The following is a 23,832-nucleotide window of genomic DNA, read 5'->3' as shown; positions in this document are numbered from 1 at the left end:
AGGCGCGGTGAGGCCTCAAGGCTGGGACGTCCGCAAGGCATCGTCGATCCGGCCCCGCAGCTCGACCGCCCGCGCGTCGTCGTACGCGGCCAACATGCGCGACGCCTCCTCCCAATGCCGTCGCGCATCTTCCTCCGCGCCGTTCACCCCGGACCCGCGCAGCGCAGTCGCCAGACCGTCGAGCGCGAGCGCCAACTGCCAGTGGTCGTCGAGCTCGCGATGCGCCGCGGCCGCCCGTCGGTGGAACGCGGCCGCCTCATCGAACCGGCCCAGTCGGCCGTACGCCTCACCCGCGGTGTTCCAGGCGCGCGCTTCTCGCGACCGGTCCCCGAGCTGCCGATGGAGCACCGCCGCTCGTTGATACGAGACCAGGGCGTCCTCGGGGCGGCCGTCGGCCAGCTCGGCCAGACCGAGGTCCAGCAGCCAGTACCCCTCCCAGGCGTGATTGCGATGCCGACGGGCGATCTCGACGGCTCTCCCGGCGGTTTCCAGGGCGTCCCGTATGTCGCCACTGTCGCGCCGTACAGCGCTCAGAATCCGCAGGGCGTTGCCCTCACCGCCCTTGTCGCCCCGATCGCGCAGCGTCGTCAGCGCCTCGTGAAGGACCTCCGAGGCTTCGTCGAGCCGCCCCGCCTCGTAGTCCACCGTGGCGAGATTGGCGAGCAGCGTGGGCTCCCACTCGGCCGCTCCGAGTCCGCGGAAGATGGCCAGCGCCTGTGTGAAACTCTGCTTCGCCGCCTCCAACTGCCGCGTCCGCACATGGACCAGCCCGAGTGCGTTCAGCGACAGCGCCTCTCCCAGCCGGTCACCCAGCTCACGGTGTACGGCCAGGGCGCCCTCGTGGTACCGCGCCGCCTCCGCCGGACGGTACGACTGGCGGCAGGCCATGCCCAGGCTCTCCAGAAGCCTCGCCTCCCCGGCGCGGTCACCCACCCGCCTAGCGGCACTCAGCCCGATGTGCCCCATGGCGAACCACTCCTCGAACGCGTTGAAGCGCGCGTGCAGAGGGCGCAGCAGAGCGGGCAGCTGCCAGGCGGTCGCGTCGAGACCGGCATCGGCGGCGGCGCGTGCGGCGGCCAGGAGATTGCCGTGCTCCAGTTCGTACCACCGCACCGCCTCGTCGTAGTCCGCGAAGGCCGGCGGTGTGACACCGTCGGGCGGCGCCTCGAGCTGGACCGGCGGCTCGGCCGGGCTGACGCGGGTGCGCGCGGCATCGGCGGCGTGGAGGTACCAGGCCAGTGCCCGGAGCCGGGCGGCCTCGCGGGCCTCGGCGGGCTCCTCGTGCTGTGCCTGGTCGATGGCGTAGGCGCGCAGCAGATCGTGGAACTCGAAGCGGTCGGGGCCGGTCTGCGTCAGCAGATGCGCTCCGACCAGGACGTCGAGCAAGTGCTGCGCCCGGCTGTGCCCGACCCCGGCGAGGGCGGCGACCGCCGAGACCCCGAACTCGGGCCCCGGATGCAGCCCGAGCAGCCTGAAGAAACGCGCGGCTTCGGCGGTCAGCGCCCGGTAGGACCAGGCGAACACCGTGCGCACCGCGTCCGATTCCTCGTCGTCTCCCACGGTCAGAGCCTCCCAGAGGGCGGATTCGTCGCGGAGGTCTCTGATCAACTCGTCAAGGCCCATCAGGGGTCTGCTGGCGGCCCGTTCGGCGGCGATGCGCAATGCCAGCGGCAGCCGGGCACACAGGCGCGCCAGTTCGGCCAGTTTCTCCGCGTCATCCTCGGGTCGATAGCCGGCGGTCACGGTACGCAGCAGGGCTACGGCCTCCGGCTCGGCCAGCGTGCCCAGCGTCAGCCGATGCGCCCCGTCCCGAACGGCCAGCCCCGACAGCCGGCTGCGGCTGGTGACGAGCACCAGACACCCCGCCGTGCCCGGCAGCAGCGGACGCACCTGGCTCACGGAGGCGGCGTTGTCGAGCACGATCAGCATCCGCCGCCCGGCCAGCAACGAACGGTACAGCGCCGCACTGGCCTCCGGATCGGCCGGAACCGCCGCCGCCGACACCCCGAGCGCCAGCAGAAAACGGTGCAGCACCTCGGGAGCGGTGACGGGCGCCCCCGGGTCATAGCCGCGCAGATTCACATACAACTGCCCGTCGGGAAAGTGCGATTGGGCCTGATGCGCCCAGCGCAGCGCCAGCGAGGTCTTACCGGCCCCCGCCGTCCCCGCGATCACACAAATGGAGACGACGAGCGGCTCCCCGCCGTCTCCGGTCAGAATCGCGTTGAGCCGCTCCAACTCACTGGTCCGGTTGATGAATCCGCGTATGTCTCCCGGAAGCTGCCGCGGCCGCGGAGTATCACCGTCAGTACCGTGCCGACCCATCCCGTGGAAGTGCACCCCGCCACTCACATCGCGGGCCTGCACCACATCCCCCGCGGACCCCGAAAGCCGCGACTGCGTCCCATGTGGGCCCTGGGCCTGTGGGGGTTGCCGAGATTCCTCCCGGTGGCCGTCCCGCTCTCCCTCCTCGTTGATCGTCTACTCCGCGGGTGCCGGGGGCGGCAAAGGGGCCACCTCGCGTTCGAAGTAGGACGCCATCTCTTCCCCGGCGTCAAAAAGCCCCTTGATGAAATCCTCCCATGGGCTCAGTACATCCGGATCAACGAATCGCAGCGCTCCGTCGCTCATCCCCCGGCTGTCGTAGATGACCTTGTACAACGTCAGCCCACCCAGCGAAACGAGCTCCGGAAGCGGCCCGTCTTCCTCGAACCCTCTGATCTGCTCAGGCCCGGCCACTCTGATCCGCTCACCGCACTCCGCCCGCAGCCGCAACATGTTCAGCTCCCACTGGAGATACGGAGTGAGAGGTTCCTCCACGACCCGCACCCGATAGAGGCTGAAGTTTCGCTTCGTCGCCTCGCCCATGAACGTCATGAGCTCATCGCGCCGTTTCTCGATCAGTTCCAGGGCGCCGCGCCAGTCACCCTGGGAGAACGCCTTCCAGCTATTGTTTTCGGGCTCCTGAAAATGCTGTTGCCTCTCCAGCTTCCAGGAGTCACGTCCCTCGACGGCCTGCATGCGCCGCTGGAAGTCGGCTCTGTAGGCGTCCCGTGACAGCCGCTCACCCAGTGAGGTATCCAGCCTGGGAAGATCAACGCTAAGCATCCGGAATCTCCGGCTTCGCCGCACTGAGAGTAATCCCGGGAATGACGACCAGCCGCTCATCCGCGGCGATGCGTACCTCCCCCGGGAGGCGCGACCGGTACGCGTCGGTGAGGTCGCGCCCGATCACCGCGATATCACCGTTGTCGAGCTGCCAGATATCGGGGCAATCGTTGTAATCATTGGTGGTCCCGAGATCGCTCGGTGACTTGCCTAACCGGCGCACGAACGATGCGGACGGATCCGCATCCCATGAACTGCGAGCCATCTTCGCCTCCCTGTCGACCTTCCTGTCTGACGCCGTGACAGCACAGGATGACAACGGATTGTAGGTAGATTGGTCACGGAGAGCAATGATTTCGGCATGGAGGGCTCGTTACGCCGACTCCATTTCGGCCACCCACATGCGAAGAGCCGCCGTACCGAAATCAGGCACCTCACCAGAACCTCCCGCGCCGACCACCCCATAAGCCATGGGCGATCACTGGCCGGAATTGCCCTCTTTCGCCACCAGGCATCCCTCTTCACGCTTCAACCAGGAGCGATTCAGCGGGGCCAAGGGGGGGATCCGCGATGGTCGAGCCGAGCTATGTACCCGTACTGCCGACGCGCCGGAGCGCATGGGACGCCTACGCGAGCCTGGAGCCGGATGTACGACGACGCGTCGCGCCGCTGTGGACGGTCGTCCCCCGCGTCGGGCCGGAACGCACCAGAGGGGCGTGCCCCGAGACGGACCCGGACACCGACTCGCCGGAACTGGGCCGCTGGTTCACCACACGCATGGACAACCTCATCCGGGCGATGGACGGGCTCCCCGGCTGGGTGGACCCCGTCCATATCGAGCGGCACGTCGAGGCGTCCGCCATCGGGTTGTGGCACGTGGCGACCAGAAGCGAGCTACGCCTGGTCACCGGCCCGGAACGAGCCCCGACCCTCCAGCGCTACGCCGCCGATCTGGCCTTCCTCAGCGGACGAGGCATCGGCATACGCGTATTGCTGGACGCCGCGCGAGACGAACCGAGCTCCACCGACCTGCTGACCCTGATCGCCCGGCTCTGCCTCCCTCCGGCCCAGCTCGACCTCATTCTGGACGTCGGCATGGTCACGGATGCCGTCGAAGCGACCAAACTCGCCCTTGTCGGTGTCGACGTCCTCGGTGCCCTGGTTCCCTGGCCCACGGTCGTCCTCACCGCGGGGGCCTTCCCCCGCGACCGGGAGCACCTGGAGGTGCGACCGACGCGCGTCGCGGAACGCCACGACTGGCAGATCCACCAAACGGTCCGCGCCGCCCGCCAGGAACTCCCGGGCCCGTTGCTCTACGGCGACTACTCCGTGGAACACGCGCACAGCGCGAACATCTCCGCCCGCCCCTACGGCCCGCCTTATGGTCTGCTTCGCTACACCGCACCGTACGACTTCCTCATCGCCCGGGCGCCCCTCAGGGGCCCCGACCGTGCCGACCGTGTTCGTGCCATGGCTCGGCGCACAGTCACGTACGACGCCTTCCGCGGCATTGAGGACACCACCTCCAGCGACGGTGAACGCTGGCTGCACACCTGCGCCCACGGCGACGGGTCGGCCGGCTCGGGCAACGCCGAGAAGTGGATCCAGGTGGGCCATCTCCAGCACATGAACTACGTGGCACGGCAGTTGCCCCATAGGAAGTAACCCCGCCGGAGGGGCAACATCCGGCGGGGCCGTGGTGCGGGTGCCTGGGCTGTGCTGTGGGGTGCGGCTCAGCCGAAGTTCACGTCACTGCACAGGAAGTACGTCTGGTCCATGTGCGACGCCTGCCAGATCGTGTAGACGACGTGGCGGCCGGTGTAGCCGGAGGTGCTGACGTCGATCGAGTAGTTCTGGCTGGGGGCGTACTTGCCGGTCGTGGTGACCAGTTGCAGGTCACTCCACTTCAGCGGCTGGGTGGTGGGGTCGTACCCCTGCCGGCTCACATAGACCTTGAAATAGTCCGCGCCGTGGCTGGCCTGGTCGTACAGCTTCACGGTGAACTTGCTGCCGATGTTCGTCGTCTTCCAGGCGCCCGGCGTGTCCAGCGAGTTGTAGCGGCCACCCTCGGTGTGGCCACCGCTGCACAGCTGCCCATCGGGGATCACCGCGGGGAAATTGCCGGCCGAGCCGTTGCGGTACAGCCCGTTCCAGTTCCACATGGCGTTCGGGTTGTCCTGCCACGCCTGCCAGCACATGGGGTCCAACTGCGCCATCTCGGGATTCTGGAAGTCGTCGCCCCAGCGCTCCGAGGGGGAGTGGGAGAGAGTGGTGGGAGCGCTCCCAAGCCGAGGGCTTCCCCGAAGAGAAGCCCTCGAAACGTGCAGCCGGGGGTCGCGCACCGAAAGCTCCTGGCGGTGCCGGTTCCTGCCGCCCCGCGCCAACTCCTGCCTCTCCAACAATGGTTGGCCGTCAGCCACCCGCCGACCCACCCGACAGCGCGTCAGTGGCACCCACCCCCACCCGGGGTAGTCGGCAGGGCATGGGCAAGATTCCGGTCGGCACCTGTTCATGGACGGACCGCGCTCTGGTGTCCAGCGGCTGGTACCCACCGGGGCTGCGCGACGCGGAGGGAAGACTGTGCCACTACGCCGCCCACTTCCCGGTGGTGGAGGTCGATGCCACCTACTACTCCCTGCCCAGCGCCCGCAACGGCACCCTGTGGACGGAGCGCACTCCGGACGGATTCCGCTTCGACGTCAAGGCGTTCTCCCTCCTCACCGCCCACCCGACGACTCCGAACGCCCTGCCGACCGATCTGCGCGACGCACTGCCCGGACGAAGGGGCGGCCGCCCGAGGCCCTCGGACATCGATCCGGGGTTGCTCGACGAGGTATGGCAGCGTTTCAGCGGAGCGCTGGAACCCCTGAAGAAGGCAGGACGGCTCGGCACCCTGCTCTTCCAATTCCCGCCCTGGTTCACCCCCGGCGACGCACAGTCAAAGGAGTTCCTCGCCCAATGCGCGCAGCGCACGGCGGGCTGGCCCGTCACCGTGGAATTCCGGCACCCGGCCTGGTGGCAGGAGGACGAGCGGGCCAAGACCGAGGCGGCGCTGAGGGACTGGGGCATGTCCGCCGTGGCCGTAGACATGACCCAGAACCTGCCCGCCTTCATACCCCCGGTCACCCCAGTCACCTCACCCCACCTAGCGGTGGTCCGCTTCCACGGCCGCAACGACGCCTGGGGCACGGGCACCAAGGAGGAGCGGTTTCGCCACACCTATGCCACGGAGGAACTGACGGAGTGGGTCCCCCGCCTCCACGCAATGGCCGACCAGGCCGACGAGGTCCACGCCCTGTTCAACAACTGCTGCGCCGACGCGGCCGTCCGCGCGGCGGAGTCGATGCGCCGCCTGCTCGATGCACCCACGACGGAGACGACAGGACGGTGAAAGAGCCAGGCTGCTCCGTCGTGACTCGGTTCGCTGGGAGCCCCAGGCACGGGTCACGAGGCCTTCCGCGACGCCGTCGTGTCCGCCCACGCGATCAGCGCCCGTAGCTCCTCCCTGCCCCGCTCGACCACCTCCAGGAGCGGGGCGATCTGCGTATCCGGCGGCAGCGGGGCGTCGGCCACAAGATCGAGCGTGCTCCAGTCGGTGTCCAGCCATCGCCGCAGGGCCCGCCAGTGGGTGGTACGAGATGCGGGTAGGGCACGGTCCCAGGGATCGGCCGCGTACGGCGTGCGGTCGTGGCCGAACGTGTGCAGCAGACCCGAGCGGCGGACCAAACACGGGAAGCAGAGGCCGCAGTGGGCGAGTTCGGGCCCAGCGGGCCGTCGGGCCGGGGGCGTGCCACAGCTCAGGGTGGCCTCCAAAACCTTCCGCGGCAGACCCGCGTCACGCGCTACCGAGCAGACTTCGCCTTTGGTGAGTGTGGCGAAGGGGTTCTCGACGCGTACCGCGGACCCGGGCTCCGCGACCTCTGCGATCACTCGGTTGAGGTGGTGAAGTGTCCACGGATGCACCGAGCGGGTTGAGCAGGCTCCGGCTCGGGCAGCGGACAGCGGTGGGTTGAGGGCCAGTTGTCCGTTCTCCGGCAGGTGGACGACGGGAACGTGCTCCGCCGCGGCCGCGTGCACCGCGGTCGCCGCGTACAGCAGACCGCGTGCGCGGGTGGTCAGTTCCAACTTGATGCCGCTGCCGTGTGGTTTGCGCACAGTCTGGCTCTGGGCGATGCGGCGTAATGGGCGTCGTCGCAGACCGCGCACAGCCTCGTATACATGGTCCTGGACAGCCTCGAAGTTCCGTTCCCCGAAGGTGACGAGGAGCAGGGGGTGGGAAGAGGGCAGGCCGGCGCGCTGGGCTGCCCAACCGAGGGAGTCGAGACCGCCGGAGAACAGAGCGACGTCGTGCGCGTACTCATCGGAGCCGAAGGTGAAGGGCCCTTCCCGGACCGTCTTCCCGTCCAAGGCCCGGAAGACGACCTCCCACAGGTCGCCCGTCATGGTCCCCAGAACGGCGGTTAGAGCAGGCAGTGCACGGCTCCACCGCTCAGGCTCGGTGACCGGCACGGAGACGGTGATGCGACGGGTCCAGCGGTCGAAGACTTGGGCGCGCCTGACGTACCGGTCCGCTGCGAAGACGGCGCGCGCCACCCGCTGGAGATCAACCGCCCAGTCCGGGGCGGGAGCCAACAATGGTCGTCGGTCCGGCCCGCGCGACGGGCGTTCCCAGTACACAGCATCGTCGAGGGGCTGCCAGCGCGGTGGCGGCGCTTCGGCGCCCGGACGGGAGAGCCAGTAGATACGCGCGTGCGCTTCGGTCATGCGGCAGGCTCCCCCTCATACGGCGTTCCGTCCGTACTCCCGCTCGGCCTATCGGAGAGCAGGCCCAGCGCTCGGCCGGCCGCTCGCGGAACGAGTCCATGCGCGACGAGACGCAAGGACCCGATGCTCGGATCCTCGACCGCTGACACGACCTGCTCCGCCTTCTCCACCGACTCCGTGCGCCGTGTGGCCTCTTCGCACGGGTTCGGCAGCAGATGCAGGACGTGCTCGGCTATCCAGTCGGCGATGTGGTCCTCGGGATCGAGCGCGGGCAGCAACGGGACAACGAGTTTGACCTTCTCGGCGACCGCCGTGCGCAGGAACTCGGCCACGACATCCGCGAAGAACCCCCGGTAGAGCAGACAGAACACCTCGCCGGACATGCCGCTCCCACCTGGGGCACCCGCGCTGTGTTCCTCCTCCAGGAGGCGACGGGCGGATCTCGCGGCGGCCCGTCGCACAGCCGCGTCCGCCACGGTGCCGCCCTCGCCCCCAACGGTCGCGGTGAAGTGGGCGGCAAATTCATCCCCGTCCCGGGCCACGGTCCAGACATGCACGGCAGCAGTCAGCCGTTCCCCCGCCGCGCAGGCCGCCTCGTACAGGCCGAAGGCCGTTGGCTCCTCCTGGAGGGTCCGGTGGAGTACCGCCAGATGCTCCGCGGCGATGCCATCCAGCCTCTCCAGAGCGTCGGGCACGTCCGATCGCCAGGTCGAGACCCGCTTGCTCGCACGACTCCACTCACCCGCCGCGCCCGAACGGCCGCCAGGACCGGGCCACCGCGATGAAGTACCCATGCCCTCACCATCCCCCTCCGACCAGCGACACGGTCGCTTTTCCAGGAGAGCAAGAATCCGACGTCAGGGACAGAGCGCCTGCCAGCCAGGCCGGGAAGGCGTCGAGGCTCGCTGACGCGCTCCGAAGCCTGTGCGGAAGGACGTGAGCCTGATGGCGGGCCGTGGTGTCCACGACCATTGGCCCGCCGTCGGCCGCTCGGAGCCTCAGGGCCATGAGGGCTTACTCAGTCAAGAAATTTTCTGAGGGAGAACCCCAGGGTGGCTACACCGATGAAGGTGGCACCCGCTCCCCCCAGGGAGGCGTACGCAGGTGCCCCCACGATCCAGAGAACGGCGACGCTCAGCATCGCGGCGACGAGCGCACCGAGCATGATGACCGCGGCCCAGAGACCCCGAAGCGAAGGAACGTGGCTGGACAATCTGTATCAACCCCTTCATCAGTGGAATCGCGACAGCGTCCAAGCGAACCGCTCGACGATGTCGCGCTTGACCGATGACGATGCTGGCAGGCAGAAAAAGCCAGGTCAAAAGGGGTAGATGTCGTTTGTGAAGGACACAAGCACCCTCAGTGCGGGGTTCATCTTCCTTTGTGCTGTAGAGGTATCTCGCTTTTGCTGTAGTCTCCCGACCGCTGTGGCGGAATCCATAGAACCTCCGTGAACCCCCGCGTACCCCTGATATCCCCCATACCCCGGTTACTCCTGCAGGAAGGGAAAAGCTGTGCCGATTGGTGAACGTCGGTCTGAAGCGCTCGGCTACCTGCAGGGGGCGGCGGAGAAGGCGAAGAGACGGGGGTACGTCCCCTTCCCTCCTGCATTCGTCATAGCACCGGAGGGCGTCGATGGACCTCCGCCCCTCGCTCGGCTCATCCAGGGCGGGCGTGGCGGGATGGCGCGACTTCGGCTTTACATGTGCATCACGATGCTGGCCACGGGCAAGCCCTATGACCTGCGGAGACCGCCGGGCCCGAACGGCTGGACTCGGATGCTCGCGCTCGACCCGAAGACGGGACCGCGACGAGTTGCCAACAACTTGAAGTGGCTCGCGGACAACAAGTTCATCGATCTTCAACCCCAGTGGGGTCAGCCCTCCGCGATTACCCTGTTGAGCGCCACCGGTGACGGCGGGGAGTACACGCAGCCGCGGGAAGAGGGCCGGTACGTCGGCATGCCGGTCGAGTTCTGGACTCGGGGCTGGCTCCTCCAACTGTCCCCGACGGCAACGGCTCTACTGTTCGCGCTCCGAGAAGCTCTGGGAGGACACACGGAGCCGCAATACATCCCCACGACGAGGCGTCAGCGCTACAGCTTGTCCTCCGACACGTGGACTAAGGGCCGCAAGGAACTGGAAACGCAGGGACTGTTGACCGTTAAGCGTGAGCCGCAGGGCTCCTTCTACGACTTCGCGCGGTTGAGGAACGCCTATCAGCTCGCGCTGGAGCGCCTGGACGACTCGCCTTCGTGGACATGATGGGGCCCCGTTCGCTTCTATCGCAGATCTATCGCGACCAGTGCGGGACAACAACGAAGATCGGGATCCGGTAGAACTGGATCCCGATCTTCGTGTTATGCACCTGTGCTCGCCACGTGACTGTGTTGGCTATGGCGAAGTGCCCCCGGCGGGGGACACAGCACATGGGGACGAACCGAGCCATTGATGGGCGGTGAGCTGGTGATCCAGACGACCTTCCCGGTGAATCGAAGGGGCAAGTAGACGACCGGCGCTTCGACCGTTGCGCACGGGGCCGCCCTTCGCGGCCCCTGTCGCGGCCCGGCGGCTCTGCTGTGGTGGGCCGCTGGGTGGTGAAGGAGCGAGGCTGCCTCGCCACCGACTTGGTTCACCGAGGCCTCCGAGCGTGGTCCGCCGCGTCCGCCGCCCCCATGGATTACGCGCAGACCTTCAGCGCGCGGACACCAGCGGCGGACTGGACGACCCGCACCGTGTCGGCTCTCGCCGTGCCCGTGTGGTGCGTCCGGCAGAGCGCGAGGGGCACGCCGTCCGGCTTTGATGAGGGTGACGTGTCCGCCGCACAGCGCTGTGAGGTGCTGGGGGTCGAGGCGGCGCCACCGTGCTCGCCGCCCCCAGGGGCGCATCTGGTTTGTATCGGCAAGTCGCCAACCGATGGCCTCACTTATATGAAAATCTGATTGCCATGCGGAATGGTCATGGAGCTCAGTCGATCGTGGGGATCGGCGTAGCGGCAGGCGATCACGGAGATAGGCACTTGTCGAGGCATCAGGACAGCAGCAACGACGTTCCTGCCCCCCTCCACCGTCCGTCGCAGACGGCCTCCTTCGTGATGGTCCACGTCGGCCAAAAGCCCGAAACTAGGCGCAACCTGCAGCACGGGATCGAAACCCGGTCCTGGGGGTTTCCTCGGTGGAAGCCCGAGTACCGGTCCGCGCGGCCACGCTTCGCCGTGCTGGCCACGGGAGTGGGGCCGCGGGTACAGCTCGACGAGTGGAGCACCAAGAAAATCACTCTGTACCTCTTCGAGGTGCGTGAGAACTTCTACGAGGCAGAAGCTCCTCACTGGCCGGACGAGGAAGCCGAGAACGCCATCAAGTACCCGGTGCGCTTCGGTATCGAGCCATTGGCCGTACTCCACGAAGTCCCACTCGACGAGGACGGGCCGCTTGGACCGGCCGCCAGCGACGCCATACGTATTTCAGGGACTCAGCAAGGCATAGGCATGCTCGTCGACATGGATCCGCAGCCATTGCTCGATCTGGCCGGGATCCCGACGAACTGGTCCGAACAGCAGACGGTGGCCCTGAACCAAACCCCCGGCTTCACTACGGAGCAGGTGAAGCCGCCCAAGCCATCGAAGCGACGCTCCAGCGGAGCGGGCTTTGTCTCCGACCCCAAGAAGCGCAAGGCCATCGAACTGCACGCGGAGGACATGGCAGTCGCTCACTACGAGGGGGAAGGCTGGACAGTCGAACGCCTCGGCAAGCCGTACGACCTCCACTGCACTCGTGATGGAGAAGAGCGCCGCGTTGAAGTGAAGGGGACAACGGGTGCGGCCACGAGCGTCGACCTGACGATCAACGAGGTCGAGCACGCCCGGAACCCGCAGAACACCGTGGACTTGTTTGTGGTCAGCGACATCAAGGTGGACATGCGGACCGGCAACTACACGACGAATGGCGGCAGGGTGTTGCACCTCCACGACTGGGCGCCGGCTGACGAGGACCTGAGGCCGCGGAGCTTCGAGTACCGACTGCCACTCAGCTGACCTGCCCGGATGCACCATCAGGGGCGTTCCAGGAGCCTCTGCCAGTCCATCTTGCCTTCACGTCCACCGCCCGTATGGAGATCGTCCGTGCCTCTTCTCCGCATGTCTGCACGTGCACTGTTCGAGCGGTGCAATGACGGAGCCCTCTTCAAGCGGCTCGCCCAGAGGTATTGTTCCGTGCTCTTCCAGGATCCGTCAGACGGCGAGCGCCGCTCGTGGGAGAACAGCCTCCCGGCCCTGGCTGAGGTTCTGTGCGACGCAGGGTTGGATGACGTCGAGGTGCTGATCGAGCATCAATTGCCCCTTACCAGCCTGCGCGCAGACGTTGTCCTTGCTGGCTCACACCCCACGACGGGCAGACCGTCCTATGTCATCGTCGAGCTCAAACAGTGGAGTGAAGCGCGCCTTGTTCCTGGCGCTGACAACCTCTGCTTGGTCAAGGGAATGGGCAACCGACCCGCCCTGCACCCCGTGACCCAGGTACGCCGTTACTGCGACTACCTTCAGGACTTCACCAATTTGCTGAGCGATCAGGAGGATGCCGTCACGGGCGTGGCCTATCTGCACAATGCCGCCGATCAGGGTGTCAGTGAGCTATTCAGATTGTCCGACGCGAGGGCGCAACTTTTCACAGACACATCCCGCGGTCAACTTATACAGTATCTGCAGACCTGTCTTTCCGCCTTGGATGGCTGCCCAGAGGGTGATTCTCTCCTGACCAGCCCCCAGGCTCCCGGTCGTCAGTTAATGCGTGCCGCTGCTGCCGAGATCATCGACGGCGGCCAGTTCCTCTTGATGGATGAGCAAGAGGTAGCGGCTCGTTTGGTCAAGCGGGCAGCGAACCTGTCGCGACAGTCAAATCAGAAGCAAGTGATAGTGATAACCGGGGGTCCTGGTTCGGGTAAGAGCATCATTGCGCTGCACCTCATGGGACACCTCTTCAGGAACGGGCGGAGCGCGTTCCACGCCACCGGATCTAAGTCTTTTACCACCACTCTCCGGCACGTCGTCGGCACGAAGAATGACCGCATCCCAAAGCTCTTCCGGTACTTCTTCGACTTCACGGATGCTGAACAAAACGGGCTTGACGTCTTGATCTGTGACGAAGCCCATCGCATTCGACAGCGGTCGGCAAGACAGGACACGTACGCCGGGCATCGGAGCGATCGAAGGCAAGTTGAGGAACTCATCGACGCAGCCAGGGTCCCGGTCTTCCTGCTCGACGAGCATCAGGTGGTCAGGCCGGGCGAGATGGGAAGTAGAAAGACCATCGACGAGGCCGCTCACGCGCGCGGGTGCATTGTGCGCCATGTCGATCTCAACAGCCAGTTCCGGTGCGGCGGGAGTCGTGCCTACGAAAACTGGGTCCTCCGCCTCCTTGGCCTTGAGTCCGGTGGTCCGATTCAATGGCAGACTGAGGAAAACTTCGAGTTGCTCGTCGCCGAATCGCCTCAAGAGATGGAGAGCTACCTCCGCGCCCGACAAGAATCCGGCTACACCTCTCGTATGACTGCGGGATTCTGCTGGCCGTGGAGCGATCCGCGGAGTGACGGCGACCTGGTCGACGACGTGGTCATTGGGACATGGCGCAGGCCCTGGAATCTCAGAGGTGAGCAACCTTTGGGTGGGGCGCCCGTATCCTCGCTGTGGGCTACTGATCCGTCAGGGTTCGGACAGATCGGCTGCATTTATACGGCCCAAGGATTCGAGTACGCCTGGAACGGAGTGATCTTCGGTCCCGACCTTGTGTGGCGCCGCAATGGGTGGCGTGCTGTTCGCGCAGAGAGCAAGGACCACACCGTGAAAAAGGCAGCGCCAGACGCCTTCGACCGCCTTATAAGAAACACGTACAAAGTGCTGCTCACACGGGGACTGGTCGGTACCGTACTCTACTCAACCGATCCTGAGACTCGGGCCATGCTGGCCAGCCTGGTCCCGACAGGGATAAGGCCCGTGAGTGAGTAGCCCTGCGCCCCTTGCTACTTGGTTCGCCGGGCCTCCGAGCGCGACCGGATGGGTCCGCCGTCCCTGTGGACTACATGGGTGGGGATCACCGTGCCCTGTGTGGACACCAGCGGTGCGCCGGCGACCGGCATCGTGTTGGCACTCGCCTTGCGCGTGGGGTGCGCGCGGCGGGGCTCGAGGGGCGCGTCGTGAGATCTTGATGATGGTGACGTGTGCGACGCACAGTGCCGTGAGGTTCTCGGAATCAGCGGTGAGCACAGTGGGGGACCCGGAGGCTGCGAGTGCGGTGGCGTTGAGCACGGCGTCGATGGCGTGCCGGTCTCGGCCAGGAGAGCGGCGGCATGGCGGCGAATCCTCCCCTGCTAGCGCTGTCGCTCTGGCTGCTGAAGTGCTGGGTGGTCATCTGCCGTCGACAAGCCCACGGCCGCCGGTGGTGACCATCGACAGCGGCGACCGTGAACGACCTCTCACCTTCGGGTACAGCCCTGGCTACACTGTGTAGCGATAGCGCGCTCGACCACCTCGACCGGAGGCAGACATGGCCCGTGCCTGGGAGGCTGACCCGTCCGCGTTATTCGAGCGTCGGCTGGGGAGATCGGCCGAAGAACTGGGGAACTCCGATGGCAATGACGAGTGCCCGGACATCTGGCAGCTCGACAATGGCGATGTCGCTGTGATCAGCAGGGATCTGACCGCCGTCTACTGCACCCATCTGCCTCATGGCGTGAACCTCGCTCCGGACGAGCGGCTGGTCGTCGTCCCAGGGAACATCCTCAGTGTGGCGAAGAAGGACATCCTCCATGCTTGATCTCCTTGCTCCTGGCCTCACCCCCGAGCAGGGTGAACGGCTCACGCGGCCCGCTTACAAGCAGGACTTCCGGGAACGTGAAGAGGCGATCTGTGACGGGAGTTCCTGGAAGCTGGAGCGCCGTCAACACTTCGAGGAGCAGGGCAGCCCGAGCCGGGACGCTCTGCGTCGGGGCGACTGGGATGAGGCGTTGCGGCTTCTCGCCGACCGATGCGACAACCTGGCCGCGGCCGCACAGGGGGTGAGGATCGTGGCGCGTGGCACGGTGAAGTGGTACAACGTCGAAAAAGGATATGGGTTCATTGCGGTAGACAATGGGGCCGATGTCTTTGTGCACTACAGTGCGGTCGATATGGGCGGCCGCCCGGAACTCAAAGAAGGCCAAAGGGTTGAGTTCGAGATATCGCAGTCAGATAAGGGACCTCAGGCTGATGAGGTAAAGGTCGAGACTGGACCTGAACCGGACGCCCCTGGGGAATCTAGGGAAGTGCTCGGTATCGAGCTTCTGGACGGCAAGCTGAAGTTCGTCTCAGTCCAGCCGGATGGCAGCGTCAAATTTTTTGACTCGCCTGGTCAGTTACACAACCTGCTCTACGTCGCCTCGATGGAGGCCGCGGGGTGGAAGTCTCTGGTGCGGGAGCTTGAAGAGCTCATTAACTCTCCTAATACCTCTGAGCAGGATCTTCAGAAATTTTTCGAGAAAAATCCAGAGTTTCTTACTGGCGATGCATACGAAGAGGCGCATCCTCACGTTGTGCTCCAGAGAGAGAATGATGGGCCACTCATTCCTGACTTTGCTCTCAAGCCGAGGAATTCTGCCGCGCTCTGCGATTTGCTTGAACTTAAATTGCCTAAGGCGAAACTGCTAAGAGTGAGTAAGAACCGTGTGCGTCTTACGTCTGCAATCATGGAGGCGTGTGCACAGCTGAGGGAGTATCAGTCGTACTTCGAAGACGTTGCTAAGAGGGTGGCTGTCGAGAAGGTCTACGGACTTCGATTCTTCAGGCCAAGGATGATGGTCCTGATAGGGAAGCGCAGTGAGTATTCTGCGACCGACCTCAGGAATGCGGAAACGGATGTCCCGAACCTTGACATCGTTACCTATGATGACGTTCTTGCACGGGCCCGAGCTCGATTCCGGCGGCGCTAGTGTCCTGAGTCGTTAGTTTGCTTGCGGTTATAGGGTGGGGTGGTGCCTGGTCCGAAGCCGTTGTCGCTGGAGTTGTCCGATCACGAAGGCCGGGTGCTGCGGGGCTGGTTGCGTAAGCGGACGGCGTCTCAGGCGTTGGTGTTGCGGTCGAGGATCGTGCTGGCGTGCGCGTAGGGCCTGCCGAACGCGCGGGTCGCGGACGATCTGGGCGTCTCGCGAGAGACGGTACGCAAGTGGCGGTCCCGGTTCGCCGCGAACCGGCTGGAGAGCCTGGCGGACCGACCGCGTTCGGGGCCACCGCGAAGGATCACCGACGAGCAGGTCGAGGCCCTGGTCGCCAGGATGCTCGGCCAGGCGCCACCGACGGGTGATTCGCACTGGTCGATACGTTCGATGGCCGAGGCGGAGGGCATGTCGCAGTCGGCCGTCTCGCGGATCTGGCGGGCGTTCGGCCTCAAGCCGCACATCGTGGAGACCTGGAAGCTGTCGACCGACCCGCAGTTCGTGACCAAGGTCCGCGACCTGGCGGGCATCTACCTCGCCCCGCCGGAGAACGCTCTGTCCTGGCGGCAATTGGCCGACGTCGCCGCCCCGAGGAGGTCAGTAGGGTGGGTTCATGCCGAAGCACGAACCGTTCATCATCGACGGAGTCACTTACGAGCGCGATTCAGCTCCGGGAGAGGGCGGATCAGCCGTGGTGTGGAAGACCCGCCGTAAGCCCGACGGTCAGGTGTTCGCAGTCAAACGGATTAAGAAGGACCGCGACGCGGACTCCGCTCGCAACAAGCGTTTCAAGCAGGAGATCGAGTACGGACAGACATCGAGCCACCCGAACGTCGTAAGTATCCACGCGCGCTCAGAGGACGCGAACTTCTTCTACTACGTCATGGACTTCTACCCGATGACGCTGCGAAACGTGATCAACGACGAAACCGATGCTGACTTGCTTCTCGACTATGCGCGCCAGCTCTGCGATGCGCTCGCGTACGTGCACGGCGACGGCATAGTGCATCGCGACATCAAACCTGAGAATGTCCTCGTCGACCCTGATGCGCGCCGGCTCGTCCTGGCCGACTTCGGCATCGCACATTTCAAGGACTCCTCGCTCACGAATCGCGGGGACCTCTTAGTAAACCGGAACTACCTCGCTCCCGAGCAGATGGTGAGGAACAATGCCCTCGGTATCGGCAAGCCGGCGGACATCTTTGCGCTCGGCCTCGTCATAACCGAGATGTTCACGAAGCAGAACGCCCGAGGGCGACGGCACGCGCTTGTGCGCGACCGCTATCCCTTCCTGGCCGACCTCGACCTGATCATTGAACAGATGCTGCTCCAAGACGAGGCGCAGCGGCTCCGCATCGACGCCGTACGCGGCATGCTTCGGGTAATTCTTCTGCGGCTCGACTCGACAATCGAGGAGATCTCCGATGATCTGCGCCCCAACGAAGCGTCCGCCGACAGCTCGTCCGGCGAGGTCGAGCGGATTGTCGGCCGTGCCGCGAGAGACGTGCTGTCGGCGAAGCATGTCTTCGAGCGGGTCGCCGGCGGAGAGCTCGACCGATTCAACCTCAACTATCACTGCGAGGTTGCGTACCGGGTGAGCACGGAGCTGTTCAATACGTGTGCTCAAGCCGTTGTATATGCCTCGTGCAAGGCGAAGTTCGACTATGAGAGCGCCGGGCGGTGGGACGAGAACGACGACGCTCTCGTGTTGTCGGCCGCCAAGCCGGGACTCCAACGCGAGCTGGAGACGATTCTGGCTGATTTCCCCCTCCCTCGGTCTTCGCGCTGGGACGGTCTGCCACGGCGGTCGGCTCACTTGTTCCGGTTCTGCAAGGACTACCACTGCGAAGAGCTGCTGACGAGCATCCGCGAATCTGTCTACGGTGAAGGCCATGGATCGTTGCGGGCGAATCTGATCAGTGCCCCGATCCTCTGGATCACCCGCTGGATGCGTACGTATCTGGACACCGACTACCTGGAGTTCGACAAAACAGTTCGCGAGGACATCGGTTTCGAGAGCCACCTCTCGGTGCTCTGGGACAAGACGCTTCCGTTGGATTCGGCCCGAGAAGCGCTGGGAGTGGATCTGTTGACCGGGCCGCTCAACGCCGACCGCGTCGCCGGCACACTGCAGGCGCTTGAAGCGAAGTGGGATGTCTCCGTGGGAGAGCTCGTAGACGGTGAGTACTCGGTCATGTTCCGGTCACGAAACACGTACCGCCGCTTCCACGACGAGGCGCTCGACCTCGCAGAACCGGGCTCAGTATTCGAAGCCGACGTCCTCAATCTGCTCCGCCCTGAGGCGGAGTTCGACGACCTCGTCGCACTCACATGGGATCGGGACTTCGACGTGGCCATCACGCTCAGCAAGGTCCTCGGCACCCCCACGCGCTAGTGTCCTGAGTCCAAAGTTCAAGGGCGGTCATAGGATGGGGTGGTGCCTGGTCCGAAGCCGTTGTCGCTGGAGCTGTCCGATCACGAATGCCAGGTGCCGCGGGGCTGGTTGCGTAAGCGGACGGCGCCTCAGGCGTTGGTGTTGCGGTCGAGGATCGTGCTGGCGTGTGCGGAGGGTCGGGCGAACGCGCAGGTCGCGCTCGATCTGGGTGTCTCGCGGGAGACGGTGCGCAAGTGGCGGGCCCGATTCTTGGCGGATCGGCTGGAGGGTCTGGTGGACCGGCCGCGTTCGGGGGCTCCGCGGAAGATCACGGACGAGCAGGTCGAGGCCCTGGTCGCCAGAACGCTGGACCAGGCCCCACCGACGGGCGATTCGCACTGGTCGACGCGTTCCATGGCCCAGGCGAGGGCATGTCGCAGTCGGCCGTCTCACGGATCTGGCGGGCGTTCGGCCTCAAGCCGCACATCGTGGAGACCTGGAAGCTGTCGACCGACCCGCAGTTCGTGACCAAGGTCCGCGATGTGGTGGGCATCTACCTCGCCCCGCCGGAGAACGCCTGCGGAAAGCCCATCAAGATCATTACGTGGTCATTACGTGATCACTGTCATGGGGCTGCATTCGGCGGCATCCGGCCGCGCATACGACAAGACCCCGCATCCAGCGTCCTGGCTGGTGGCGGAGTCTTCTGGCACTTCAGGTGAAGTGCCCCCGGCAGGATTCGAACCTGCGCACACGGCTCCGGAGGCCGTTGCTCTATCCCCTGAGCTACGGGGGCTTGCGCCTGTCGCTGCTGTCTCGCGGCGACAGGTAGAACACTATCAGCTCGATCAGGGTGGTCATGAACGTTTATCGGGAGCCGGCGGGCGGGGGTGGATGTGGGAGCGGAGGGGCGTATACCGCATGTGGAGGGTGGGGCGCAGGGGTCTTGGGGAAAGGTCCCTCGCACGGGGCGGAAGTGGGGAAAACCCGGACGCAGCCGCGGCTGCGCGCCTACTCTTCAGGATGTGCCTGGCTTGTCCGGCCGGGTCCTTGTCGTCGACGACAACAAGGTCATCCGGCAGCTGATCAGGGTCAACCTCGAGCTGGAGGGCTTCGAGGTCGTGACCGCGGCCGATGGTGCCGAGTGCCTGGAGATCGTTCACCAGGTGCGGCCCGATGTGATCACTCTCGATGTCGTGATGCCCAGACTCGATGGGCTGCATACGGCATCGAGGCTGCGCGCTGATGCTCGAACGTGTCATGTGCCCGTCGCGATCATCAGTGCGTGTACGCAGTATGAGATGGACAGTGGGAAGGCGCTGGGCGTCGATGCCTTCCTCGCGAAACCGTTCGAGCCCGTCGATCTTGTCGAGCTCGTGCGGCGGCTGATGCGGCAGGGGGCGGCCGGTGCGGCCGCGCCCGGTGATGCCGAGCCGGTTGTGGGGCCCACCGGGTAGTGGTGGGCCCCAGGCCCGGGCCTCTTCCTTCCGGTTCGGCCCGGGGGAGGGGGCTTGGGCTTCGGTTCGATTCGGTCTGGGGCTCGGGCTTCTTTGTGGGTTTCTGCGGGCCCCGGTCTCTTTGGGCCGGGGGCTCGGGCGAACCTTGTCGTGTGCTCGTCCGAAGGGCGAAACCGGTTCGCTTTCGTACCCCCCTCCTCCCATACGCTGGTCCCGTGACTCCCGCCCAGCTCTCCCGCACTGTGCTGCACACCGTGCGTCGTGCCGTTGAGGACGACGAGCTGTGCGTTGCCGTGCCGGAGCGGGTGAAGGTGCGGACGCCGCCTCGGCCCGGGTGTGGGGATTACGCCACCAATGTCGCTCTGCTGCTGGCCAGAGGTGGTGGGGATGCGCTGGGTATCGCCGAGGTTTTGCGGCGGCGGCTGGTCCGTACGCCCGGGATCGCCCGTGTTGATGTCGCTGCTCCTGGGTTTCTCAATATCACCCTTGATGCCAGCTCCCATGCTCAGCTTGTGCGGGACGTCCTCTCCCAGCGGTCTCGTTACGGGCACGGGGAGGCGCTTGTCGGGGTTTCGGTTCCGCTTGGGGCCAGTGGTGAGGTGCGGGCCGCGCTGGTCGCTCATGTTGTGCGGGGGCTCGTCCATGCCGTTGGGGGAGTCGTTGTGCCTGGTCATGGGCCTGTTGTTCGGCCCGTACCGGCCTCCGGGGCTGAGCTGCTCCGCTCCCTCGGGTCCGACGCCGCCCGTTGGGCGTTGCTTCGGTCCGCCGGGCACGATCTGCCTGATCTCGCCCCCTCTCGGCTTCTCTCGCAGCGCGAGGGCAACCCTCTCTTCCGGGTTCAGTACGCTCACGCCCGCACCCGCGCCCTGATGCGGAACGCCAGCCAGCTCGGCATCGCGCCCGAGTCCGGGGCCGGGGTTTACGACCACCCCGCCGAGATCGGCCTTCTCGCCCTCCTCGCCGATCATCCCCGCACCATCGAGGCCGCCGCCCGGCACCGTGCGCCCGACCAGCTCGCGCGGCATCTTGTCGCTGTCGCCGATGCCTTCTTCCGGTTCCATGACCGGTTTTCTGACGACTGCCCGGTCCTGCCCTCCCACCAGCTCAAACCCTCGGCCGCCCACCGTTCCCGGCTGGCCCTTGCCGATGCCACCGGGGTGGTGCTCGCCGGCGGCCTGCGTCTGCTCGGCATCAGCGCACCCGAACATCTGTAAGACCTTGTGTAAGACCTTGGTAAGTCCTTGAGAGAGACAGCAGAGACAGCATGAGCCGTTCCGCCCATCCCGCCGGGCCCCGCCACGCCGATGTCCTCCCCGAGGGGCACTACGCCGCGCCGCCCGCCGATCTCAATCAGCTCGATCCGCGCGTGTGGTCCCGTACGGTCAGCCGGAACGCCGATGGCGTCGTGACCGTCGGCGGGATCGACGTCAAGACGCTCGCGGAGGAGTTCGGGACGCCCGCGTACTTCCTCGACGAGGCCGACTTCCGGGCCCGCTGCCGGGCCTGGCACGAGGCGTTCCAGGAGCAAGGGGAGGACGCCGACGTGTTCTACGCCGGGAAGGCGTTCCTCTCCCGCGCCGTCGTGCGCTGGCTGAACGAGGAGGGGCTCAACCTCGATGTGTGCTCCGCCGGGGAGCTGGCCACCGCGCTCGCCGCCGGGATGCCCGCCGAGCGGATCGCGTTGCACGGGAACAACAAGTCCACCGCCGAGATCGAGCGGGCGGTCGAGGAGGGTGTCGGGCGGATCGTGCTCGACTCGTTCCAGGAGATCGTGCGGGTCGCGCACATCGCCCAGCGGCTCGGCAGGCGGCAGCGGGTGCAGATCCGGATCACCGTGGGTGTGGAGGCGCATACCCACGAGTTCATCGCGACCGCCCACGAGGACCAGAAGTTCGGCATTCCGCTCGCGGGCGGGCAGGCCGCCGAGGCCGTGCGGCGGGCGCTCAAGCTCGATGGGCTCGAGCTCATCGGCATTCACTCGCACATCGGGTCGCAGATCTTCGACACGTCCGGGTTCGAGGTCGCGGCGCACCGGGTCGTGGGGCTGCTGAAGGAGATCCGGGACGAGCACGGTGTCGAGCTGCCCGAGATCGACCTGGGCGGCGGTCTCGGCATCGCGTACACCTCGGAGGACGACCCGCGCGAGCCGCAGGAGATCGCCAAGGCGCTGCGCGACATCGTGCACCGGGAGTGCGACACGGCCGGGCTCGCGGTGCCGCGGCTGTCGGTCGAGCCGGGGCGGGCGATCGTCGGGCCGACCGCGTTCACGCTGTACGAGGTGGGCACGGTCAAGGAGCTGCCGGGGCTGCGGACGTACGTCAGTGTCGACGGCGGGATGTCCGACAACATCCGTACCGCGCTCTACGACGCCGAGTACTCGGTGGCGCTGGTCTCCCGCGCCTCCACCGCCGAGCCGATGCTCTCCCGCGTCGTCGGCAAGCACTGTGAGTCCGGCGACATCGTCGTACGTGACGCCTTCCTGCCCGCCGATCTGGCGCCCGGCGATCTGATCGCCGTTCCCGCCACCGGCGCGTACTGCCGCTCGATGGCGAGCAACTACAACCACGCGCTCCGGCCGCCCGTCGTCGCCGTACGGGACGGGCAGGCGCGCGAGATCGTCCGGCGGGAGACGGAGGAAGATCTGCTGCGGCTCGATGTCGGCTAGCGAGGATCCGTTGGCGGGGCCCGCCCCTGGCGCCCGTCCGCGGCGCCCGTCCGCGGCGCCCCGCCGGTGGGAATCGGCTAGCGAGAAATGGATCTCGGATACTGGACCCGGGACAGAAAATCCCGTCCAGTGCATGAGACTGGTGCACTAACGCGCTGATGCATTAACGCGATGGATGAGAAACGAGGTCGGATGATGCGTACGCGTCCGCTGAAAGTGGCGCTGCTGGGCTGTGGAGTGGTCGGCTCAGAGGTGGCGCGCATCATGACGACGCAGGCGGACGACCTCGCGGCGCGCATCGGGGCCCCGGTCGAGCTGGCCGGGATCGCCGTGCGCCGCCCCGGCCGGGTCCGGGAGGGGGTGCCGGCGGAGCTGGTGACCACCGACGCCACGGCCCTGGTCAAACGCGGGGACATCGATGTGGTGGTCGAGGTCATCGGCGGGATCGAGCCCGCCCGCACCCTCATCACCACCGCCTTCGACCACGGCTCGAGCGTGGTGTCCGCGAACAAGGCGCTGGTCGCCCAGGACGGCGCGGCGCTGCACGCCGCGGCCGAGCAGCGCGGTGCGGATCTCTACTACGAGGCCGCGGTCGCGGGGGCGATCCCGCTGGTGCGGCCGCTGCGCGAGTCGCTCGCGGGCGACAAGGTCAACCGCGTCCTCGGCATCGTCAACGGCACCACCAACTTCATCCTCGACCGGATGGACGGAAGCGGCGCCGGTTACAGCGAGGCGCTGGACGAGGCCACGGCCCTGGGCTACGCCGAGGCCGACCCGACCGCCGACGTCGAGGGCTTCGACGCCGCCGCGAAGGCCGCGATCCTCGCCGGGATCGCCTTCCACACCCGGGTCACCCTCGACGATGTGCACCGCGAGGGCCTCACCGAGGTGACCGCCGCCGACATCGCCTCCGCCAAGCGCATGGGCTGCACGGTCAAGCTGCTCGCGATCTGTGAGCGGGCCGCCGACGGCCGGTCGGTCACCGCGCGGGTGCACCCGGCGATGATTCCGCTGAGCCACCCCCTGGCCTCGGTCCGCGAGGCGTACAACGCGGTCTTCGTGGAGGCCGACGCCGCGGGGAAGCTGATGTTCTACGGCCCGGGCGCGGGCGGTTCGCCGACCGCCTCGGCCGTCCTCGGTGACCTCGTCGCCGCCTGCCGCAACAAGCTGGCGGGCGCCACCGGACCCGGGGAGTCCGCCTACAGCCGGCTCCCGGTGAGCCCCATGGGCGATGTGATCACTCGATACCACATCAGCCTGGACGTCGCCGACAAACCGGGAGTTCTGGCGCAGGTCGCCACAGTCTTCGCCGAGCACGGCGTGTCCATCGATACCGTCCGCCAGCAGGGGAAGGACGGCGAGGCGTCCCTCGTCGCCGTGACCCACCGGGCGAGCGACGCCGCGCTGTCGGCGACCGTGGAGGCGCTCCGCCGGCTCGACACCGTCCGCGATGTCGCGAGCATCATGCGGGTCGAGGGCGAGTAGAGGGCGAGTAGAGGGCGGGTC

Annotated in this window: 19 protein-coding genes, 1 tRNA gene and 3 pseudogenes; 16 read left to right on the top strand and 7 right to left on the bottom strand. The window is 66.4% G+C overall.

The features are described 5' to 3' along the window. Positions 1-15: 15 nt before the first annotated feature. The 3 genes from LIV37_RS17430 to LIV37_RS17420 form a co-directional block, all read right to left on the bottom strand. Entirely contained in the window at positions 16-2,238 is a 2,223-nt protein-coding gene (locus LIV37_RS17430) for an ATP-binding protein (RefSeq protein WP_020868439.1), read from the bottom strand. Positions 2,239-2,481: 243 nt separating this feature from the next. Next, the gene (locus LIV37_RS17425; protein WP_020868438.1) at positions 2,482-3,108 is read right to left on the bottom strand and encodes a DUF6879 family protein; all 627 of its coding nucleotides are present in this window, start codon (positions 3,106-3,108) and stop codon (positions 2,482-2,484) included. Beyond that, positions 3,101-3,373, bottom strand: coding sequence for a hypothetical protein (locus LIV37_RS17420; protein ID WP_020868437.1), 273 nt, complete (start codon positions 3,371-3,373; stop codon positions 3,101-3,103). Before LIV37_RS17420 ends, LIV37_RS17425 begins: the two co-directional genes overlap by 8 nt. A gap of 305 nt (positions 3,374-3,678) precedes the next feature. On the opposite strand from LIV37_RS17420, the gene LIV37_RS17415 reads away from it, so the two are divergent. After that, complete coding sequence (locus LIV37_RS17415; protein WP_020868436.1) at positions 3,679-4,773, top strand: beta family protein; 1,095 nt, start codon at positions 3,679-3,681, stop codon at positions 4,771-4,773. 68 nt (positions 4,774-4,841) lie between these two features. Here LIV37_RS17415 and LIV37_RS17410 read toward each other — a convergent pair. Continuing rightward, positions 4,842-5,354 (bottom strand): annotated as a pseudogene (locus tag LIV37_RS17410) (lytic polysaccharide monooxygenase); the annotation flags it as partial. A 236-nt stretch (positions 5,355-5,590) separates the two neighbouring features. On the opposite strand from LIV37_RS17410, the gene LIV37_RS17405 reads away from it, so the two are divergent. Further along, on the top strand, positions 5,591-6,499 hold the full coding sequence (locus LIV37_RS17405; protein ID WP_020868434.1) for a DUF72 domain-containing protein: 909 nt from the start codon (positions 5,591-5,593) through the stop codon (positions 6,497-6,499). Between the two features lie 53 nt (positions 6,500-6,552). Here the strand turns inward: LIV37_RS17405 and LIV37_RS17400 are convergent, their stop codons facing one another. Then, a complete protein-coding gene (locus tag LIV37_RS17400; protein WP_121824836.1) occupies positions 6,553-7,872 on the bottom strand; it encodes a 7-cyano-7-deazaguanine synthase in 1,320 nt (439 codons plus the stop codon). Beyond that, positions 7,869-8,567: a hypothetical protein gene (locus LIV37_RS17395; RefSeq protein WP_020868432.1), complete on the bottom strand. Its 699-nt coding sequence runs from the start codon at positions 8,565-8,567 to the stop codon at positions 7,869-7,871. Before LIV37_RS17395 ends, LIV37_RS17400 begins: the two co-directional genes overlap by 4 nt. Before the next feature lie 819 nt (positions 8,568-9,386). On the opposite strand from LIV37_RS17395, the gene LIV37_RS17390 reads away from it, so the two are divergent. The 10 genes and pseudogenes from LIV37_RS17390 (at position 9,387) to LIV37_RS52585 (ending at position 18,926) form a co-directional block, all read left to right on the top strand. Beyond that, a complete protein-coding gene (locus tag LIV37_RS17390) occupies positions 9,387-10,136 on the top strand; it encodes a hypothetical protein (RefSeq protein WP_148717839.1) in 750 nt (249 codons plus the stop codon). A 754-nt stretch (positions 10,137-10,890) separates the two neighbouring features. Then, complete coding sequence (locus LIV37_RS17385) at positions 10,891-11,904, top strand: protein NO VEIN domain-containing protein (RefSeq protein ID WP_020868429.1); 1,014 nt, start codon at positions 10,891-10,893, stop codon at positions 11,902-11,904. Positions 11,905-12,006: 102 nt separating this feature from the next. Next, on the top strand, positions 12,007-13,869 hold the full coding sequence (locus tag LIV37_RS17380; RefSeq protein ID WP_214663557.1) for a DNA/RNA helicase domain-containing protein: 1,863 nt from the start codon (positions 12,007-12,009) through the stop codon (positions 13,867-13,869). A gap of 538 nt (positions 13,870-14,407) precedes the next feature. Further along, positions 14,408-14,677: a hypothetical protein gene (locus LIV37_RS17370; protein ID WP_121824838.1), complete on the top strand. Its 270-nt coding sequence runs from the start codon at positions 14,408-14,410 to the stop codon at positions 14,675-14,677. Positions 14,678-14,927: 250 nt separating this feature from the next. Continuing rightward, a pseudogene (locus LIV37_RS17365) lies at positions 14,928-15,122 on the top strand (cold-shock protein); the annotation flags it as partial. Between the two features lie 159 nt (positions 15,123-15,281). Beyond that, positions 15,282-15,827 carry a Shedu anti-phage system protein SduA domain-containing protein gene (locus LIV37_RS17360; protein ID WP_243146326.1) on the top strand — a complete coding sequence of 182 codons (546 nt, stop codon included), beginning with the start codon at positions 15,282-15,284 and terminating at the stop codon, positions 15,825-15,827. Positions 15,828-16,004: 177 nt separating this feature from the next. Continuing rightward, positions 16,005-16,544, top strand: coding sequence for a helix-turn-helix domain-containing protein (locus LIV37_RS17355; protein WP_309471195.1), 540 nt, complete (start codon positions 16,005-16,007; stop codon positions 16,542-16,544). Beyond that, complete coding sequence (locus tag LIV37_RS17350; RefSeq protein WP_121824839.1) at positions 16,444-18,225, top strand: serine/threonine-protein kinase; 1,782 nt, start codon at positions 16,444-16,446, stop codon at positions 18,223-18,225. The genes LIV37_RS17355 and LIV37_RS17350 overlap by 101 nt, the downstream gene beginning before the upstream one ends. A gap of 39 nt (positions 18,226-18,264) precedes the next feature. Then, positions 18,265-18,732 carry a helix-turn-helix domain-containing protein gene (locus LIV37_RS17345; protein ID WP_373920625.1) on the top strand — a complete coding sequence of 156 codons (468 nt, stop codon included), beginning with the start codon at positions 18,265-18,267 and terminating at the stop codon, positions 18,730-18,732. Continuing rightward, positions 18,636-18,926, top strand: a complete 291-nt coding sequence (locus tag LIV37_RS52585; RefSeq protein WP_373920786.1) for a hypothetical protein — start codon at positions 18,636-18,638, stop codon at positions 18,924-18,926. Before LIV37_RS17345 ends, LIV37_RS52585 begins: the two co-directional genes overlap by 97 nt. Positions 18,927-18,928: 2 nt before the next feature. Here LIV37_RS52585 and LIV37_RS17340 read toward each other — a convergent pair. Beyond that, a tRNA-Arg gene (locus LIV37_RS17340) sits at positions 18,929-19,000 on the bottom strand. A 180-nt stretch (positions 19,001-19,180) separates the two neighbouring features. On the opposite strand from LIV37_RS17340, the pseudogene LIV37_RS17335 reads away from it, so the two are divergent. The 4 genes and pseudogenes from LIV37_RS17335 (at position 19,181) to LIV37_RS17320 (ending at position 23,811) form a co-directional block, all read left to right on the top strand. Then, positions 19,181-19,661: pseudogene (locus tag LIV37_RS17335) on the top strand (response regulator). Beyond that, the gene (gene nrtL, locus LIV37_RS52580; RefSeq protein ID WP_373920624.1) at positions 19,661-20,875 is read left to right on the top strand and encodes an ArgS-related anticodon-binding protein NrtL; all 1,215 of its coding nucleotides are present in this window, start codon (positions 19,661-19,663) and stop codon (positions 20,873-20,875) included. Before LIV37_RS17335 ends, nrtL begins: the two are co-directional and overlap by 1 nt. A 50-nt stretch (positions 20,876-20,925) precedes the next feature. Then, the gene (gene lysA, locus LIV37_RS17325) at positions 20,926-22,326 is read left to right on the top strand and encodes a diaminopimelate decarboxylase (RefSeq protein ID WP_020868422.1); all 1,401 of its coding nucleotides are present in this window, start codon (positions 20,926-20,928) and stop codon (positions 22,324-22,326) included. A gap of 192 nt (positions 22,327-22,518) precedes the next feature. Continuing rightward, on the top strand, positions 22,519-23,811 hold the full coding sequence (locus tag LIV37_RS17320; RefSeq protein ID WP_020868421.1) for a homoserine dehydrogenase: 1,293 nt from the start codon (positions 22,519-22,521) through the stop codon (positions 23,809-23,811). The last annotated feature ends 21 nt before the right edge of the window (positions 23,812-23,832 follow it).

Source organism: Streptomyces rapamycinicus NRRL 5491 (genome assembly GCF_024298965.1).
Lineage (GTDB): Bacteria > Actinomycetota > Actinomycetes > Streptomycetales > Streptomycetaceae > Streptomyces > Streptomyces rapamycinicus.
This window is presented reverse-complemented; position numbering and strand designations above follow the sequence as displayed.

What these genes read in the sequence shown, in the direction of transcription:
- LIV37_RS17425 (WP_020868438.1), bottom strand. Translation starts at nt 3,108, where the DNA reads ATGCTTAGCGTTGATCTTCCCAGGCTGGATACCTCACTGGGTGAGCGG.
- LIV37_RS17420 (WP_020868437.1), bottom strand. Translation starts at nt 3,373, where the DNA reads ATGGCTCGCAGTTCATGGGATGCGGATCCGTCCGCATCGTTCGTGCGC.
- LIV37_RS17415 (WP_020868436.1), top strand. Translation starts at nt 3,679, where the DNA reads ATGGTCGAGCCGAGCTATGTACCCGTACTGCCGACGCGCCGGAGCGCA.
- LIV37_RS17405 (WP_020868434.1), top strand. Translation starts at nt 5,591, where the DNA reads ATGGGCAAGATTCCGGTCGGCACCTGTTCATGGACGGACCGCGCTCTG.
- LIV37_RS17400 (WP_121824836.1), bottom strand. Translation starts at nt 7,872, where the DNA reads ATGACCGAAGCGCACGCGCGTATCTACTGGCTCTCCCGTCCGGGCGCC.
- LIV37_RS17380 (WP_214663557.1), top strand. Translation starts at nt 12,007, where the DNA reads ATGTCTGCACGTGCACTGTTCGAGCGGTGCAATGACGGAGCCCTCTTC.
- LIV37_RS17370 (WP_121824838.1), top strand. Translation starts at nt 14,408, where the DNA reads ATGGCCCGTGCCTGGGAGGCTGACCCGTCCGCGTTATTCGAGCGTCGG.
- LIV37_RS17360 (WP_243146326.1), top strand. Translation starts at nt 15,282, where the DNA reads ATGGAGGCCGCGGGGTGGAAGTCTCTGGTGCGGGAGCTTGAAGAGCTC.
- LIV37_RS17350 (WP_121824839.1), top strand. Translation starts at nt 16,444, where the DNA reads ATGCCGAAGCACGAACCGTTCATCATCGACGGAGTCACTTACGAGCGC.
- LIV37_RS52585 (WP_373920786.1), top strand. Translation starts at nt 18,636, where the DNA reads ATGTCGCAGTCGGCCGTCTCACGGATCTGGCGGGCGTTCGGCCTCAAG.
- lysA (WP_020868422.1), top strand. Translation starts at nt 20,926, where the DNA reads ATGAGCCGTTCCGCCCATCCCGCCGGGCCCCGCCACGCCGATGTCCTC.
- LIV37_RS17320 (WP_020868421.1), top strand. Translation starts at nt 22,519, where the DNA reads ATGATGCGTACGCGTCCGCTGAAAGTGGCGCTGCTGGGCTGTGGAGTG.